The 15640-nt window shown below is 72.7% G+C and carries 14 protein-coding genes; 8 read left to right on the top strand and 6 right to left on the bottom strand.

The window, feature by feature from the left end; all coding sequences use genetic code 11:
• The first annotated feature begins 323 nt into the window (after nt 1-323).
• The gene (locus tag E6P78_RS01290; RefSeq protein ID WP_003967102.1) at nt 324-527 is read left to right on the top strand and encodes a cold-shock protein; all 204 of its coding nucleotides are present in this window, start codon (nt 324-326) and stop codon (nt 525-527) included.
• Nucleotides 528-679: 152 nt separating this feature from the next.
• On the top strand, nt 680-1513 hold the full coding sequence (locus tag E6P78_RS01285) for a MerR family transcriptional regulator (RefSeq protein ID WP_136201625.1): 834 nt from the start codon (nt 680-682) through the stop codon (nt 1511-1513).
• A gap of 42 nt (nt 1514-1555) precedes the next feature.
• On the opposite strand, the gene E6P78_RS01280 is transcribed toward E6P78_RS01285, so the two are convergent.
• A complete protein-coding gene (locus tag E6P78_RS01280; protein ID WP_136201624.1) occupies nt 1556-2776 on the bottom strand; it encodes an amidohydrolase family protein in 1221 nt (406 codons plus the stop codon).
• A 231-nt stretch (nt 2777-3007) separates the two neighbouring features.
• Here E6P78_RS01280 and E6P78_RS01275 point away from each other — a divergent pair, with 231 nt between their 5' ends.
• Both E6P78_RS01275 and E6P78_RS01270 read left to right on the top strand, forming a co-directional pair.
• On the top strand, nt 3008-5968 hold the full coding sequence (locus E6P78_RS01275) for an AfsR/SARP family transcriptional regulator (protein ID WP_136201623.1): 2961 nt from the start codon (nt 3008-3010) through the stop codon (nt 5966-5968).
• Between the two features lie 208 nt (nt 5969-6176).
• Nucleotides 6177-6362 carry a hypothetical protein gene (locus tag E6P78_RS01270; protein ID WP_136201622.1) on the top strand — a complete coding sequence of 62 codons (186 nt, stop codon included), beginning with the start codon at nt 6177-6179 and terminating at the stop codon, nt 6360-6362.
• An 89-nt stretch (nt 6363-6451) separates the two neighbouring features.
• On the opposite strand, the gene E6P78_RS01265 is transcribed toward E6P78_RS01270, so the two are convergent.
• The 3 genes from E6P78_RS01265 to E6P78_RS01255 form a co-directional block, all read right to left on the bottom strand.
• Entirely contained in the window at nt 6452-6847 is a 396-nt protein-coding gene (locus E6P78_RS01265; protein WP_136201770.1) for a hypothetical protein, read from the bottom strand.
• Nucleotides 6847-7122, bottom strand: a complete 276-nt coding sequence (locus E6P78_RS01260) for a hypothetical protein (RefSeq protein WP_136201621.1) — start codon at nt 7120-7122, stop codon at nt 6847-6849. The genes E6P78_RS01265 and E6P78_RS01260 overlap by 1 nt, the downstream gene beginning before the upstream one ends.
• Nucleotides 7123-7186: 64 nt before the next feature.
• A complete protein-coding gene (locus E6P78_RS01255; protein WP_136201620.1) occupies nt 7187-8758 on the bottom strand; it encodes a FadD3 family acyl-CoA ligase in 1572 nt (523 codons plus the stop codon).
• A gap of 107 nt (nt 8759-8865) precedes the next feature.
• Between E6P78_RS01255 and E6P78_RS01250 the strand changes: the two genes are divergently transcribed.
• From E6P78_RS01250 to E6P78_RS01240, 3 genes are read left to right on the top strand one after another with little or no spacing between them, the layout of a single operon-like run.
• A complete protein-coding gene (locus E6P78_RS01250; protein WP_136201619.1) occupies nt 8866-10029 on the top strand; it encodes a lipid-transfer protein in 1164 nt (387 codons plus the stop codon).
• 6 nt (nt 10030-10035) lie between these two features.
• The gene (locus tag E6P78_RS01245) at nt 10036-10470 is read left to right on the top strand and encodes an OB-fold domain-containing protein (RefSeq protein ID WP_136201618.1); all 435 of its coding nucleotides are present in this window, start codon (nt 10036-10038) and stop codon (nt 10468-10470) included.
• An 8-nt stretch (nt 10471-10478) separates the two neighbouring features.
• Nucleotides 10479-11261 (top strand): enoyl-CoA hydratase/isomerase family protein, encoded by a 783-nt coding sequence (locus tag E6P78_RS01240; RefSeq protein ID WP_136201617.1) that lies wholly within the window; start codon nt 10479-10481, stop codon nt 11259-11261.
• 12 nt (nt 11262-11273) lie between these two features.
• On the opposite strand, the gene E6P78_RS01235 is transcribed toward E6P78_RS01240, so the two are convergent.
• Entirely contained in the window at nt 11274-11828 is a 555-nt protein-coding gene (locus E6P78_RS01235; RefSeq protein WP_136201616.1) for a hypothetical protein, read from the bottom strand.
• A 252-nt stretch (nt 11829-12080) separates the two neighbouring features.
• On the opposite strand from E6P78_RS01235, the gene E6P78_RS01230 reads away from it, so the two are divergent.
• Nucleotides 12081-12761 carry a hypothetical protein gene (locus E6P78_RS01230; RefSeq protein WP_136201615.1) on the top strand — a complete coding sequence of 227 codons (681 nt, stop codon included), beginning with the start codon at nt 12081-12083 and terminating at the stop codon, nt 12759-12761.
• Between the two features lie 453 nt (nt 12762-13214).
• Here the strand turns inward: E6P78_RS01230 and E6P78_RS01225 are convergent, their stop codons facing one another.
• Complete coding sequence (locus tag E6P78_RS01225; RefSeq protein WP_136201769.1) at nt 13215-15599, bottom strand: PQQ-binding-like beta-propeller repeat protein; 2385 nt, start codon at nt 15597-15599, stop codon at nt 13215-13217.
• Nucleotides 15600-15640: the final 41 nt, after the last annotated feature.

Genomic DNA, 15640 nt, shown 5'->3' with positions numbered 1-15640 from the left:
CTAGACCCGTCGCCGCCCGGCGACCCCACCGGGGGCGTACGACGTCATCCGATCCGCTCATCGGCGGTGCCCGCAATCGCCCGGCAAGGCCGCCCGGAACGCCCTCCCGGAGCGTTCGACGACGCGGCAATCAAACATCCGAGTGAAGTGATCTTTCCCTCTACCCTTCGGGACATGCTGCGTGCTAGGCTCGTCGCCAAGTTGCAGTTTGGTTTCCCTTGCAGTACAGAGCCTGCGGAGCATGTGACCCCGCAGGCTTTTGTAGTTTTCAGACTTCATTGCAGGTTCTGGAGCAGGGCAACCCTTTGGCCCAAGGAGGGCTTATGGCTACCGGAACCGTCAAGTGGTTCAACGCTGAAAAGGGCTTCGGCTTCATCGCCCAGGACGGCGGCGGCCCGGATGTCTTCGTCCACTACTCCGCGATCAACGCGTCCGGGTTCCGCTCCCTCGAGGAGAACCAGGTCGTGAACTTCGACGTCACTCAGGGCCCCAAGGGTCCGCAGGCTGAGAACGTCACCCCGGCCTAGTTGCCCGGGTCGGCCGATCGCGGCCGGTAAGAGCAGTACCCAAGGAGCCCCGCTCCTCCGCGTCGGCGGAGGGACGGGGCTCCTGCCCGTGCGGCCCGCTCCGACCGCCCCTTGACCTTCACACCGTGTGAGGCCGTGCAGTGGGAGACGTCATGTTCACCATCGGAGACTTCGCCCGGTACGGACGGGTGTCGGCCCGCATGCTGCGTCATTACGACGAGATCGGGCTGCTGCACCCCGACCGCACCGACCCCTCGACCGGCTACCGCTACTACGGTGCCGCCCAGCTCGCCCGGCTCAACCGGATCATCGCGCTCAAGGACCTCGGCTTCACGCTCCAGCAGGTGCGGGCCGTCCTGGACGACGCGGTGGGCCCGGAGGAGCTGCGCGGGATGCTGCGGCTGCGCCGGACGGAGCTGGAGGCGGCGATGGCCGCGGCGGCCGCACGGCTGGCCCAGGTCGAGGCGAGGCTCCGGTCGATCGAGAGCGAGGGACGCATGTCCACGAACGATGTCGTGATCAAGAAGGTTCCGGCGGTACGGGTCGCGGAGCTGACCGGGGTGGCCGGCGGCTACGAGCCGCAGGACATCAGCCCGGTGATCGGCCCGCTGTACGACCGGCTGTTCCCCCTCCTCGGCGAGGCCGGGATCAGCCCGGCGGGCCCCGGGATCGCCCGCTACGAGGACGCCCCGGACGGCGGCGGCAAGGTCGTCGTCCACGCCGGGGTGACGGTCTCGGCGCCGGTGGGGCCGCTGGGTGACACCGGGGTCACGGTGGTCGAGCTGCCCGCGTTCGAGGCGGCGACCGTCGTGCACCGGGGCCCGATGGACGGCGTCCTGCCGACGGCCCAGACCCTGGCCCGCTGGATCGACGCCAACGGCTACCGCTCGGCGGGGTACGCCCGCGAGATCAGCCTGGAGTGCCCGCAGGACCGGGAGCAGTGGGTGACCGAGCTCCAGGAGCCGGTGGCCCGATCGGCGGCCTGACGGCCGGGGCGCCCGCCGCGTGACGGGCGCCCTCCCTCTCCCCTACGCCCCCGCCCAGAGCCCGTCCGGGGTCAGTCCGAGCAGGTCGATCGCGTTGCCGCGTACGATCCGGTCCACGACGTCCGCGTCCAGGTGCCCCATCTGTGCCTCGCCGACCTCGCGGGACTTGGGCCAGGTGGAGTCGGAGTGCGGGTAGTCCGTCTCGTACAGGACGTTGCCGACCCCGATCGCGTCCAGGTTCTTCAGCCCGAAGGCGTCGTCGAAGAAGCAGCCGTAGACGTGCTCGGCGAACAGTTCCGACGGCGGCCGGTGGACCTTGTCGGCGACCCCGCCCCAGGCGCGGTTCTCCTCCCAGACCACGTCGGCGCGTTCCAGGATGTACGGAATCCAGCCGATCTGGCCCTCCGCGTACATGATCCGCAGGTTCGGGAAGCGTTCGAACTTGCCGCTCATCAGCCAGTCGACCATCGAGAAGCAGCAGTTGGCGAAGGTGATGGTGGAGCCGACGGCCGGCGGGGCGTCGGCCGAGGTGGACGGCATCCGCGAGGACGAGCCGATGTGCATGGCGATGACCGTGCCCGTCTCGTCGCAGGCCTGGAGGAACGGATTCCAGTCGTCCGTATGAATGGACGGCAGGCCGAGATGTGGAGGTATCTCGGAGAAGGCGACCGCGCGTACGCCGCGGGCCGCGTTGCGCCGGACCTCCTCGGCGGCCAGGGCCGCGTCCCAGAGCGGGATGAGGGTCAGCGGGATGAGCCGGCCGTGCGCGTCGGGCCCGCACCACTCCTCGACCATCCAGTCGTTGTACGCCCGCACCCCGAGCAGCCCCAGTTCGCGGTCCTTCGCCTCGGTGAAGGTCTGGCCGCAGAAGCGGGGGAACGTCGGGAAGCAGAGCGCGGACTGCACGTGGTTGACGTCCATGTCGGCCAGCCGGTCCGGCACGGAGTAGGAACCGGGACGCATCTGCTCGTACGTGATCACTTCGAGCTTGATCTCGTCCCTGTCGTAGCCGACGGCGGTGTCGAGCCGGGTGAGCGGGCGGTGCAGATCCTCGTACACCCACCAGTCGCCGACCGGGCCCTCGTCGCCCTTCGCGCCCATCACGGGCGCGAACTTGCCGCCCATGAAGGTCATTTCCTTCAGCGGTGCGCGGACGATGCGCGGCCCGGAGTCCGCGTACCTGGACGGGAGCCGGTCCCGCCAGACATGAGCGGGCTCCACCGTGTGGTCGTCCACCGAGATGATCTTCGGGAAGGTCTCCATACCTCCCACGGTAGCGCCGATCTGACGAACCGTCAGCTACTTGGACGCGACCCCGTTCCACAATCGTTGTCGAAGGCTTGTGCAGAGAGTCATCCGCTGCTGACGTGTCCACCCTTCACAAGGCAGACTGTTGACGGCGATATCAACGGTATGGAGCAATCCGGATGGTCTGGCACCGATCCGGACAGAGTGACCGTGCCGGGCCGTGCGCAGGCAGGACAGGAGGCAGCAATGGGCCGTGACGACGGGCCACGGGTACGCGTTCCGGAGCAGCGGGCCCCGGAGCAGCGGCCGGCGGACGAGGCCGTGCTGCACTTCTCCGTACTCGGTCCGGTGCGGGCCCGGCGGGACGGCGAGGCGCTGCCGTCCGGTTCGCCGCAGCAGCGTGCCCTGCTGACGGCGCTGCTGCTGCGCGGTGGCCGCACCGCGACGGCGGCCGAGCTCATCGACGCGATCTGGGGCGACGAACCGCCCTCGCAGGCGCTGGCCGCCGTACGCACGTACGCCTCCCGGCTGCGCAAGGTGCTGGGCCCCGACACCCTGGCCAGCGACTCCGGCGGCTACGCGATGCGGACCGGGCCGGACGCGCTGGACCTGACCGTGGCGCAGGAGTTGGCGGCCGGTGCGGAGAAGGCGCGGGCGGCGGGCGACCGCGACGGGGCGCGGGCCCTGCTGAACAAGGCGCTCGGCCTGTGGGACGGCGAGGCGCTGGCCTCGGTGCCTGGCCCGTACGCCGAATACCAGCGCACCCGGCTCGAGGAGTGGCGGCTCCAGCTCACCGAGACCCGTCTCGATCTGGACCTGGAGGCCGGCTGCCACGCGGAGGCGGTCTCCGAACTGACCGCGCTCACCGCGGCGCACCCGCTGCGGGAGCGGCTGCGGGAGCTGTTGATGGTGGCCCTGTACCGCAGCGGCCGGCAGGCGGAGGCGCTCGCCGTCTACGCGGACACGCGCCGGCTGCTCGCCGAGGAGCTGGGCGTCGACCCGCGCCAGGAGCTGGCCCAGCTCCAGCAGCGCATCCTGCGCGCCGACGAGGAACTGGCCCGCCCGGCGGACGAGCCGGCCCCGGCCGCCGCGCCGGTCCGCCCCGCGCAACTCCCCGCCACGGTCCCCGACTTCACGGGCCGCGTCGCCTTCGTCCGCGAGCTGAGCGACCGGCTCGCCTCGGCGGAGGGCTCCGTGATGGCGGTCTCCGCGCTGGCCGGTATCGGCGGCGTCGGCAAGACGACCCTCGCCGTCCACGTCGCCCACCAGGCCCGCAAGCACTTCCCGGACGGGCAGCTCTACGTCGACCTCCAGGGCGCGGGGGCCAGGGCCCTGGAGCCGGAGACGGTCCTCGGCGCCTTCCTGCGCGCGCTCGGCACGTCGGACTCGGCGATCCCGGACACGCTGGACGAGCGGGCCGCGCTCTACCGCTCCACGCTCGACGGCCGCCGCGTCCTGATCCTCCTGGACAACGCGCACGACGCGGCCCAGATCCGCCCGCTGCTGCCCGGTACGGAGGGGTGCGCGGCGCTGGTCACCAGCCGGGTCCGGATGGTCGACCTGGCGGGCGCGCACCTGGTCGACCTGGACGTGATGTCACCGGAGGAGGCGCTTCAGCTCTTCACCCGGATCGTCGGCGAGGAACGCATCAACTCCGAGCGCGAGGCCGCGCTCGACGTGGTCGCCGCGTGCGGTTTCCTCCCCCTCGCGATCCGCATCGCCGCGTCCCGCCTGGCCTCCCGCCGCACCTGGACGGTCTCCGTCCTGGCCGCCAAGCTCGCGGACGAACGCCGCCGGCTGGACGAGCTCCAGGCGGGCGACCTCGCGGTGAAGGCCACCTTCGAACTCGGCTACGGCCAGCTGGAACCGGCCCAGGCCCGCGCCTTCCGCCTCCTCGGCCTCGCGGACGGCCCCGACATCTCCCTGGCCGCCGCGGCCGCCCTGCTCGACCTGGACCCGCACACGGCGGAAGACCTCCTGGAGGCCCTGGTCGACACGTCCCTGGTCGAGTCCGCCGCCCCGGGCCGCTACCGCTATCACGACCTGGTCCGCCTCTACGCCCGCTCGTGCGCGGAGCGGGACGAGCAGTCGCCGGGGGAGCGGGAGGAGGCGCTGTCGCGGCTGCTGGACTTCTACCTGGCGACGGTCGCCTGTGTCAGCGCCATGGAGAAGCCGGGCGACACCCTGGTCGACCACCTCGCGCCCACCTCGTACAGCGGGCTGACGTTCGCCAGCCGGCGCGAGGCACAGGACTGGCTCTACAACGAGGCCGGGACGCTGCTGGCGTGCGCCCGCCAGGCCGCGCACGGACCTGCGCTGTCCCATGCCGTCGACCTCCTCTGGGCGGCCATCGAGCTGGCGGAGTCGGGGGCGAACTCCAAGGAGTACGAGGCGACCGTCACCGCGGCCTGCCGCGCGGCCGAAGAGTCCGGTGACGCCAAGTCGGAGGGGAGGGCCCTCATCACCCTCGCCAACGTGCACCACGTGTCCGGCCGCTTCGACCTGGCCGAGCACGAGTGCACGCGGGCCCTGCGGCTCTCGTCGGTCGCCCAGGACCCGCTGCCGGGCTGCTGGGCGTCGAATCTGCTGGGCATCGTCGCGCTCTACGAGAACCGGCACGCGGACGGCGAGACGCATCTGACCCGCGCCATCGAGGACTTCCGCGAACTGGGCGACCGGCCCGGGGAGGCTTCCGCCCTGTGCAACCTGTCGCGCGTCCACCTGGCCATGGGACGCACGACCACGGCCGTGTCCCTCGCCCAGCAGGGCACGGCCATGTACGACGAGATGAACCACGCGCTCAAGGGCGCGAACGGCCGCTATGCGCTGGGGCTCGCGCTGACGCAGAGCGGCCGGCTGGAGGAGGCGGCGGACAGTCTCAAGGAGGCCTACCAGGTCTTCAAGGACAGTCGGCAACGCCTCTGGGAGGGCATGGCGCTGTTCCGCCTGGCGGAACTCGACATAGCGGCCCACCGGCCGGCGCAAGCTGCCGCCAACTCCGAGACGGCGCTCACGGTTCTCCGGGGTATCGGCGGGGAATGGCGTCGCGGCAATGTGCTCACGGTTCTGGGCAGGTCGCTGCGCGGCATCGGACAGACCGGCCGCGCCCAGGTCTGCTGGCGCGAGGCGCTGGAGATATACGAAGCCCTCGGCTCCCCCGAGGCCGCCGACGTCCGGCACCTCCTCACCTCGGCCACCGTCTCCTGACCTCCCGGCCTGGCCGTTCATCGTTCGTTTATCGCGGCGGTCCAGTCTCTGCTCAGTCGGTCCGTCGCGTCGGGGGGCAGGCGGGGCGACGTACGGCCGCGGCACTAATGTGAGCGGCCCCGACAGGCCCGTCCGGCAGTCCACGGGGGAACAGCCGGACGGGCCTCGCCGACCCAGCACGACGAACCACTAACGGGAGTAGACGATCATGGCCGACGAGAGCAACGAGCCGATCATCAAGCCGCTCAACACCCACGCCACCAGCGCCCCGGCGGACATCCTGGGCACGGACGGCAAGATCAAGCCGCTCAACACCCACGCCACGTCGGCGCCCGCGGGCGAGACCGAGGACAAGACGGACAACACCCACGCGACGAGCGAGCCGGCCAACTAGAGCCGCAATTCGACGGGGGTACGGGGGGAACGGCCGCGGCGGCGCGGAGGGGGAGCCGTCGCGGCCGCCGCGCGTCCGGGGGCGGGGCGCTACATCCCCCGCACCAGCACCCCCGCCCCGCACAGCTTGCCCATGTCGTCGCGGTCCGAGGTGAAGACCACCGTCCGGCCCGGCTGCCGGTTCGCGATGACTGCGAGGGCGGCGCCGACGGCGTACTTGTGGCCGTGCAGGCCGGTGGTCCTGAGCAGATCGATCGCCTCGTCCGCCACCGCCTTCGTCACCGGCTCGACGACGACCCGGGACATCGCCCAGTCCCACACGGGCCGCCGGACCTTGCTGTGGTACGCCTCGACAAGCGTCATGGCACTCGTCACCACGCGGACGCCGGACCGGTGGGCCCTGGCCAGCGTGACGGCCATCGTCCGGTCACGCAGAACCATCCTGGACAGGGCCTCGCTGTCCAGGACGTACGTCATCTCCGGCATCATGCGGCGTCCGCCCGATGCCGAGGGCCGGATTCCCGCGTCTCGAACCAGCGCTCGATCTCGCGCATCTCCTTGTCGGCCGCGGCCTCCTCCTCCTCGGTCAGCGGGCCGTCCTCCGCCAGCAGCCGCGCCACCAGCTCGCCCAGCCGGTCGTGCTCGCGCTGGCGCTCTACGGCCCGCGTGACATACGCGCTGAAGGCCCCCGGGCCGACCTCGCTGCGGATCTCCTCCGCCAGCTCCTCCGGGAGGGTGACGGTGTACTTCCTGGTTGCCATACTTCGCACCATACCCGCCACCCTTTCGGCCGAACGGCCGGATTCGCCACCTGGGGTCATCAGCTCACCCCCAGGAGTGACCGGCCACCCTCCGCAGCTCCCCCTTCACCACCTTGCCGCTCGCGTTGCGCGGGAGTTCCGGCACGAACTCCACCGCCCTCGGCACCTTGTAGTTGGCCATTTCCCGGCGGGACCAGGCGATCAGGTCGTCCGCCGTCACCGTCGCGCCCGGGCGGCGCACCGCGTACGCCTTGCCGACCTCGCCCAGGCGGGGGTCGGGGATGCCGATGACCGCGACGTCGGCGACGTCCGGGTGGAGGCCCAGGAGCTGTTCGATCTCCGCGGGGTAGGCGTTGAAGCCGCCGACGATGAACATGTCCTTGATCCGGTCCGTGATCCGCAGGTTGCCCGCCTCGTCCAGGACGCCCACGTCGCCGGTGCGCAGCCAGCCGTCCGGGGTGATCGTGGCGGCCGTGGTCTCGGGGTCCTCGAAGTAGCCGCGCATGACGTGGAAGCCGCGCACCAGGATCTCGCCGGGTTCGCCGGGGGCGGCCAGGACGCGCAGTTCCGTGCCCGGGATCGCGCGGCCGGAGGTGGCGGCGACGGTCTCCGGCGGGTCGCCCCGGCGGCACATCGTGACGATGCCGCTCGCCTCGGAGAGGCCGTACGCGGTCAGGACGGTGCCGATGTGGAGTTCCGTGCGCAGCCGTTCGACCAGTTGCAGCGGGACGACCGCCGCGCCCGTCACCACCAGGCGCAGGGCCGAGAGGTCGTGGGTGGCGCGGGCCGGGTGGTCCAGGAGGGACTGGTGGAGGGTGGGAGGGCCGGGGAGGACCGAGACGCGTTCGGCGGCGATGTTGGCGAGGACCGTGTCCACGTTGAACACCGGCTGCGGGATCATCGTCGCCCCGCGCATCAGGCAGGCGATGACGCCCGCCTTGTAGCCGAAGGTGTGGAAGAACGGGTTCACGATGAGGTAGCGGTCGCCCTCGCGCAGGCCCGCCAGCTCGCTCCAGATCGCGTAGCAGCGCAGGGTCTGGGCGTGGCTGATGACCGCCCCCTTGGGCCGGCCCGTGGTGCCCGAGGTGTAGATGATGTCGGAGGGGGCCGAGGGGGCGATGGCGTCCGCCCGGGCGCGTACGCGCTCGGCCGGTATCCCCTCCCCCGCCGCCAGGAAGTCCTTCCAGGTGACGTAGTCCTCGGGCGCGGTGTCGGCGAGCACCACCACCTGCTCCAGGTGCGGGAGTTCGGCGGCCGCGCGGCGCAGGGACGCCACGTACGACGTACCGAGGAAGGTGCCCGTGACGAAGAGCAGCTTCGCGCGGCACCGGTCCAGGACGTACGCCGCCTCCGCGCCCTTGAAGCGGGTGTTGAGCGGGACGAGGACCGCGCCGGCGGTCACCGCGCCCAGTGCGGAGACGATCCAGTCCAGGGTGTTGGGCGCCCAGACCGCGACCCGGTCCCCCGGCTCCACACCGGAGGCCATGCACGCGGCGGCGGCCCGCTCCACGCGTGCGCCGAGTTCGGTGTACGTGAGGCGGGTGCGGCCCTCGACCACGGCCTCCCGTTCGCCGTACCGCTCGGCCGCCGCCCGGACCAGCTGGGCGACGGTGGACCACTCCTCGTCTCCGCGCATCTCGTGCCCTCCCGTCGTACGGAACCCCGGCAGCAGTAGCTGACTAACCGTCAGATTAGCTGTAGCCTCCTCCGCTGTCAGCAGTCACGACGTCCGCGGAGGTGGCGGTGGCGACGCTCAGGGACAGGACGCTCAAGGACAGGACGGCGATAGCCGGTATAGGGCAGACGGAGTTCGCCAGGCGACTGGACGAGCCGGAGAAGACGCTGGCCTGCCGGGCGATCGTGGCGGCGCTCGACGACGCGGGCATCGACGCCTCGGAGGTGGACGCGTTCGCCTCCTACACCATGGAGGAGACCGACGAGGTCGAGGTCGCCAAGGCGATCGGAGCCGGTGACGTCACCTTCTTCAGCAAGGTCGGGTACGGCGGCGGCGGCTCCTGCGCGACGCTCGCGCACCTGGCCGCCGCCATCGCCACCGGCCAGGCGAGCGTCGGGGTCGCCTGGCGCGCCCGCAAACGGGGCTCCGGGCCGCGCCCCTGGCGGGCCACCGCCGCGCAGCTGCCGACCCCCGCCCAGTGGACCCGCCCCTACGGGCTGCTGCGGCCCGCCGACGAGATCGCGATGCTCGCCCGCCGGTACATGCACGTGTACGGGTCCACCCGCGATCATCTCTTCAACGTGGCCCTCGCCTGCCGCAACCGGGCCAACCAGAACCCCGCCGCCGTGATGTACGACCGGCCGCTGACCCGCGAGATGTACATGACCTCGCGCTGGATCAGCGAGCCGCTCTGCCTCTTCGACAACTGCCTGGAGACGGACGGGGCGCTCGCCTGCGTCGTCGTCTCCGCCGAACGCGCCCGCGACCTGCGGCAGAAGCCCGTCTACCTCCACTCCGTCGCCCAGGGCCTGCCCGCCCAGCACCACGGGATGGTCAACTACTGGAACGACGACCCGCTCACGGGCCCTTCCTGGGCCGCCGCCCGGCGACTGTGGAAGCAGGCCGACTTCGGGCCGGAGGACGTCGATGTGGCCCAGATCTACGACGCGTTCACCCCGCTCGTCCCGCTCTCCCTGGAGGGCTACGGCTTCTGCGGACGCGGCGAGGGCGGCGCCTTCACCGAGGGCGGGGCGCTGGAGAGCGGCGGGCGGCTGCCCCTCAACACCGGGGGCGGCGGACTCAGCGAGGGGTACGTGCACGGCTTCAACCTCATCAACGAGGGCGTGAAGCAGCTGCGCGGCACCTCCACCTCCCAGGTGCCCGGCGCCTCGACCTGCCTGGTCACCGCCGGTGAGTGCGTCCCCACGTCCGCCGTACTGCTGAGGAGCTGACCCGCGATGGACGACCTTCTGCTGCCCGTCGTCGACGAGGACGGCGCGCCCTTCTGGGAGTACGCGGCACGCGGCGAACTGCGCGTCCAGGCGTGCGCCGACTGCGGGCGGCTGCGCTTCCCGCCCCGGCCGTGCTGCCCGCACTGCCGGTCGTTCGCGAGCGAATGGCGGGCGATGAGCGGACGCGGCCGCATCTGGTCGTACGTGCTGCCGCACCCCCCGCTGCTGCCCGCGTACGCCGCGCAGGCCCCGTACAACGCCGTCGTGGTGGAACTGGCCGACGCCCCCGGCATCCGGCTCGTCGGCAATGTGGTGAGCGGGCCGGACGCGCCGCTGGACTCCGTCGATCCGGAGCGGCTGCGGATCGGGGGGCCGGTGAGGGCGGTCTTCTGTCCCGTCTTCCCCGACGTGACCCTGGTGCGCTGGCTGCTGGAGAGGTGAGCGGGGACATGGGGCTGCGCGTGGAGAGGGACCGGGGCACCGGGGTGGCGCTGCTCACCCTGGACCGGCCCGAGAAGCACAACGCGATCGATCTCGCGACCGCCGCCGAACTGGGCGCCGCCTGGCGGGCGTTGCGTTACGACGACGAGGTGCGGGCGGCCGTCGTCACCGGGGCCGGCGGCCGGGCGTTCTGCACGGGCGTCGACCGGGGCGTGGACGTGCCACAGCCCTCGTCCCCGTACACGATCGACGATCCGCTGCTCGCGATCGGGCCGAAGGCCAACGACCTGTGGAAGCCGGTGATCGCGGCCGTGGAGGGAATGGCCTGCGGCGGGGCGTTCTACCTGCTGGGCGAGGCGGAGTTCGTCATCGCCTCCGAGGAGGCCACGTTCTTCGACCCGCACACCACGTACGGCATGGTCAGCGCGTACGAGGCGATCTCGATGGCGCAGCGGATGCCGTACGGGGAGGTCGCGCGGATGGCGCTGATGGGGACCGCCGAGCGGGTCGGCGCCCGGCGCGCGTACGAGACGGGGCTCGTCAGCGAACTCACCCCGCCCGGCGGCGCGGTGGCCTCCGCGCTGCGGGCGGCGGCGGTCATCGCCTCGTACCCGACCGAGGCGGTGCAGGGCACGGTACGGGCCGTCTGGTCGGCCGGGGAGGCGGCACGGTCCCAGGCGCTCGCCCATGCCCCGCACCTGATCGCGCTCGGCAACCTGGCGCCGGAGCGGCAGGCGGAGCTGTTCGGGGAGCGGGGCAGGGGTGGCGGTGGCGGGTACCGGCTGCGGTGAGGGGCCGGGGGCTCAGTAGCTGAGTTCGGCCGTGACCGTGCAGCTCTCCACCCGGGAGACCTCGTCCGGCCGGTCCATCCGCACGGACACGGTCTTCGTCTCGCCGCGGGCCGCCCGCACGGTCGCCTCGCCCGTGTCGATCGTGGTGCCGGCCGCGTCGAGGAAGGCCACGTCGACCTCGTAGGTGTGCGTGCCGGACGCGTTCGCGCTCAGGCGCACGGTCGAGGCGGTGACGGCCCCGCTCGCGCCCTTCGCGGGCTGGGCGCAGCGGAGGACGTACGCGTTCGGCGCGGCCGTCGCGGTGGGGGTCGGGGTGGTGCGCGTGGAGCCCGAGGTACCGCCCGACGTGCGGTAGCGGGTGCCGGAGTCGGTGTCGCGGTAAGTGCCGTTGCTCTTCTTGGAGTTGGAGCACCCGCCGCCGCCGCCGCTGCTGCTGCTGCGGCTGCTGGACTTCCCACTCTTGCCGCTCTTGCCGCTCTTGCCGCCGTGGCTGGAGCTGGAGAAGCCGGTGAGCGCGAGTACCACCGCGACCAGGACCACCGTCAGCTTCACATGCTGCCGTCTCATCGATTCCGCCCCCGATTGTGTGGTTGTTCTGCCGTTGTGTGGTTGATCTGCCGTGCGGTGCGTCGGAGCCGGCCGGGTGGCCGGGCGCGCGACACCGTAACGCACAGCATGACGCCCGGGACCGGTGGCCCGGTCATGGCCCTGTCACGGTCTCGTCATCGTCTGGTGGCGGGTGCCACACGTCCGGCGTAGCGTCGGAGCGAGAGCGCGAAAGGTACTGAAAGGTGCTGAACAGTGCTGAAAGGTACGGAGATGATTCGCAACGTCCTCGGTGCGATCGTCGCTCTCGTCGGAGCGGCGGCCGCCGTGCTGAGCCCCTTCCGTGACTGGTACGACGGCCGCCTCGGGCGGCACTACCGGATCGGCGACCTCTTCACCGGTACCGGTGTGACCGGCGCGCATCCCGGTGGGCTGTTCTCCTCGCTGTGGCTGCCGTTCCTCTGCGCGGCGGTGGTGACCGTGGTGGGTGTGGTCCTGCGGTCCCGGCTGCTCGTCGCCCTCGCGGGCGTGGTGGTGCTCGGGTTCACGGTGCTGTGGATGGTCCGCCAGGGCCAGGCCACCGGCAGCCTTGCCGTCGCGGGCGACGGCTCGGGGCTGCAGTGGGGCGTGGCGTCGGCCTGCGGTGGCGGGGTGCTGCTGTTGCTGGGGGCGGCGCTGATGTCCGGGAGGCGGCGGGGCCGGACGGGGCGGGCGTACGAGGCGCCTGGGTCCGGCGACCCCGACACGTGGCCGCCCACCCGGGAACCGGGCCCGTCGGTCCAGACGAGCCCCTGGCCGGAGCCGGAGGGGGATGCGCCTTATCCGGGGCCCGGGGCTGACCCCGGTCGCCCCGGGGCGCCCGGCGACGAGCCGTGGCCGTCCGGCGACGAGCCCTGGCCGTCCGGCGAGAAACCCGGGCCGTCCGGCGGGAAACCCAGCCCGTCCGGCGATTGAGGACGGAACCGGCGATCGGGCGGCGCGCACCCATGAGACCGGGGCAACCCATCCCAGCCCGTCCGGCGATTGAGGACGGAACCGGCGATCGGGCGGGCCCGAGCCCTTGTACAACCGGTCACCACCGCCAGGGTTCCGTCCTCAAACGCCGGACGGGCTGGGAGCAACGGCCAGGCCCGACTCGGTTTTGGCGCCGCCCACCACCGCCAGGGTTCCGTCCTCAAACGCCGGACGGGCTGGGAGTAACGGCCAGGCCCGACTCGGTTTTGGCGCCGCCCACCACGGCAACGGTTCCGTCCTCAAACGCCGGACGGGCTGGGGGTGCCGGCCGCCCCCGGCTGTGCGTTTTGGCGCCGCCCACCACCGCCACGGTTCCGTCCTCAAACGCCGGACGGGCTGAGGGTGCCGGGGCGGACGCGCACGGGTCGGGGCGGGTCCGGGTGGGCTGGAGGGTTACGCCCTCGCCCTGCCCCCCGTGCCCGTGCCCTTCAGCGCGTCCAGCGCGTACACGCAGCGGTCCTTGCTGCAGGCGTAGACCACGCCGGACCGGGCCACGGGTGAGCCCGTGATCTCGCCGCCCGTGGCGAGCTTCCAGCGGAGTTGGCCGCCCGCCGCGTCGAGGGTGTAGAGGACGTGGTCCGCGGAGCCGAAGTGGACCCGGCCGTCGGCGACGACCGGCGCGCCGACCACCTCGCCACCCGCGGCGAACCGCCACTTCGGGGTGCCCGTGACCGCGTCCAGGGTGTACAGCGCGCTGCCGCTGCCCACGTGGACGTTGCCCGCCACGACGAGCACCGGTTCGGTCGACTGGCGGGCCTCCGTGGCGATGCGCCAGCGGTCCTTGCCGGTCGCGGCGTCCAGGGCGTACACCGTACCGAGGTAGTCCGCGAGGTAGACCCCGCCGCCGGCGACCGCCGGGCCCGGCGCGAACGCGGGCGGCGAGACGAAGACCGCCGGGCACTCGAAGTGCCAGCGCACCCGGCCGGAGCCGATGTCCACCGCGAGGACCCTGGTCCCGGCGGAGACGTACACGTAGCCGTCGGGCGCCGGGGCCACCCGGACCGGCACCCCGCCGCAGGAGGCCGCGTCGCCCACCGGGTAGGACCAGCGCTCGACGCCGGTCCGGGCGTCGAGGGCCCGCAGGCGGGCGTCCTGCCACACGTAGACCGTGCCGTCGTGGATCGCGGGCCCGGCCTCCGGCGTCTCGAAGTCCGTCTGCGCGCCGGTGAGGTCCCACAGCCTCTCGCCGGTCGCCGCCTCCCACGCCTGGACGCCGCCACCCCGGGTGCCGGTGACGACCGTGCCGCGGTCGGCCTTGAGCGTGTACACCCACGCGTCGGCCTGGACCCGCCACCGCTCGGCGCCGGACGCCGCGTCCAGGGCGTAGAGCGAGGGGCCGTCCGACGCGTGGATGCGGCCGCCCTCGACGGCCATCGCCCAGGCCACGTCGCGGGTCTTGAACTGGCGCCGCCCGTTGCCGGTGTCCAGCGCGTGGACCTCGAAGGACGTGACGTAGAGGAGGTCACCGACGACGACCGGGGTGCCCCACACGTCGTTGGACATGCGGAACCGCCAGGGCCGCCACCGCTCGGGCCCGGACCGGTCGCTGTCGGGGGCCTGGGCCGGGGCGGGTACGGGCGCGGCGGTCGGGGCGGAGCCGTTGACCCCGGCGGGCGGGCGGACCCAGCCGGTCGCCGGTCCCGCGTCGGCACCGGCCGCCGACGCCCGGGCGTCCTGGGCGCGCGGGCCGGGCCCGATCGGCACCTGCGCCCCGGTCAGCAGGACCGGCCCCCCGGCGTCGGGCACCGGCGCGGGCGGCGCCGGCGGGCGCGAGGAGGGGACCCCGCTGTGCCAGGGGCCGTCCCAGTCGGCGCCCGGCGGCTGCTGGGGCGGGGGCGGCACGGGGGCCGGGGGGACGGGCGGGGCGGGGGCGACCGCGCGGCCACCGCCCCGACGCTGCTCGATCATCGCGGTGGCGGCGGCCGGCAGCCAGGCCGAGGCCGTGCCGCTGTCGTCACCGCCGCCGGAGGCGAAGAGGTGCGGGGCGAGCTGGGCCTGCAACTCGGCGGGCGTGGGCCGCAGCGTGGCGTCCATCTGCATGCAGGAGTCGATCAGCGACCGCAGGTCATCGGGCAGGCCGGCGAGGTCGGGGCCCTCGCGCAGCAGCATGAACACCGTCTCGACGGGGTTGGCACCCCGGTACGGCGCGTGGCCGGTCGCCGCGAACACGAGCGTCGAGCCGAGCGAGAAGATGTCACTGGCCCCCGTCACGCTGCGCGAGTCCCGCGCCTGCTCCGGGGACATGTACGCGGGCGTGCCGACGGCCACGTTCGTCATGGTGAGCCGGGTGTTGGAGACGCCGGACGCGATGCCGAAGTCGATGACCCGGGGGCCGTCCTCGACGACGAGCACGTTCGACGGCTTCATGTCGCGGTGGACGAGCTGCGCGCCGTGGATGGACTGCAGGGCCTCGGCGATGCCCGCCGCCAGCCAGCGCACCGCCTGGGTCGGCATCGGCCCGCACTCATTCACTATCTCTTCGAGCGAGGGTGCGGGCACGTACGCGGTGGCGAGCCAGGGCACGGCGGCGCGCGGGTCGGCGTCCACCACGGCGGCCGTGTAGAAGCCGCTGACGGCACGCGCGGCCTCCACCTCACGTGTGAAGCGCACCCGGAACAGCTGGTCCTCGGCCAGTTCCGTGCGTACCGTCTTGATCGCCACCCGCCGGCCCGACGCCGACCGGGCGAGATAGACCAGCCCCATGCCGCCGGCCCCGAGCCGCCCCAGCACCTCGAACGGGCCGATCCGCCTCGGGTCGTGCTGCGTCAGCTGCTCCACCACTTGCCTGCCACCTCCCCGTACGGACCTCAGGGAACAGA

The sequence above is a fragment of the Streptomyces sp. A0958 genome (genome assembly GCF_004795035.1).
Classification (GTDB): domain Bacteria; phylum Actinomycetota; class Actinomycetes; order Streptomycetales; family Streptomycetaceae; genus Streptomyces.
Note: the sequence above shows the minus strand (reverse complement) of the source record. Positions and strands in the feature narration are given on the sequence as shown.

Excerpts from the sequence above, each read along its gene's own strand:
- E6P78_RS01240 (WP_136201617.1), top strand. The coding sequence starts at position 10,479 with ATGGGGCTGCGCGTGGAGAGGGACCGGGGCACCGGGGTGGCGCTGCTC.
- E6P78_RS01255 (WP_136201620.1), bottom strand. The coding sequence starts at position 8,758 with ATGCGCGGAGACGAGGAGTGGTCCACCGTCGCCCAGCTGGTCCGGGCG.
- E6P78_RS01260 (WP_136201621.1), bottom strand. The coding sequence starts at position 7,122 with ATGGCAACCAGGAAGTACACCGTCACCCTCCCGGAGGAGCTGGCGGAG.
- E6P78_RS01245 (WP_136201618.1), top strand. The coding sequence starts at position 10,036 with ATGGACGACCTTCTGCTGCCCGTCGTCGACGAGGACGGCGCGCCCTTC.
- E6P78_RS01230 (WP_136201615.1), top strand. The coding sequence starts at position 12,081 with ATGATTCGCAACGTCCTCGGTGCGATCGTCGCTCTCGTCGGAGCGGCG.
- E6P78_RS01280 (WP_136201624.1), bottom strand. The coding sequence starts at position 2,776 with ATGGAGACCTTCCCGAAGATCATCTCGGTGGACGACCACACGGTGGAG.
- E6P78_RS01290 (WP_003967102.1), top strand. The coding sequence starts at position 324 with ATGGCTACCGGAACCGTCAAGTGGTTCAACGCTGAAAAGGGCTTCGGC.
- E6P78_RS01265 (WP_136201770.1), bottom strand. The coding sequence starts at position 6,847 with ATGCCGGAGATGACGTACGTCCTGGACAGCGAGGCCCTGTCCAGGATG.
- E6P78_RS01275 (WP_136201623.1), top strand. The coding sequence starts at position 3,008 with ATGGGCCGTGACGACGGGCCACGGGTACGCGTTCCGGAGCAGCGGGCC.
- E6P78_RS01270 (WP_136201622.1), top strand. The coding sequence starts at position 6,177 with ATGGCCGACGAGAGCAACGAGCCGATCATCAAGCCGCTCAACACCCAC.
- E6P78_RS01235 (WP_136201616.1), bottom strand. The coding sequence starts at position 11,828 with ATGAGACGGCAGCATGTGAAGCTGACGGTGGTCCTGGTCGCGGTGGTA.
- E6P78_RS01285 (WP_136201625.1), top strand. The coding sequence starts at position 680 with ATGTTCACCATCGGAGACTTCGCCCGGTACGGACGGGTGTCGGCCCGC.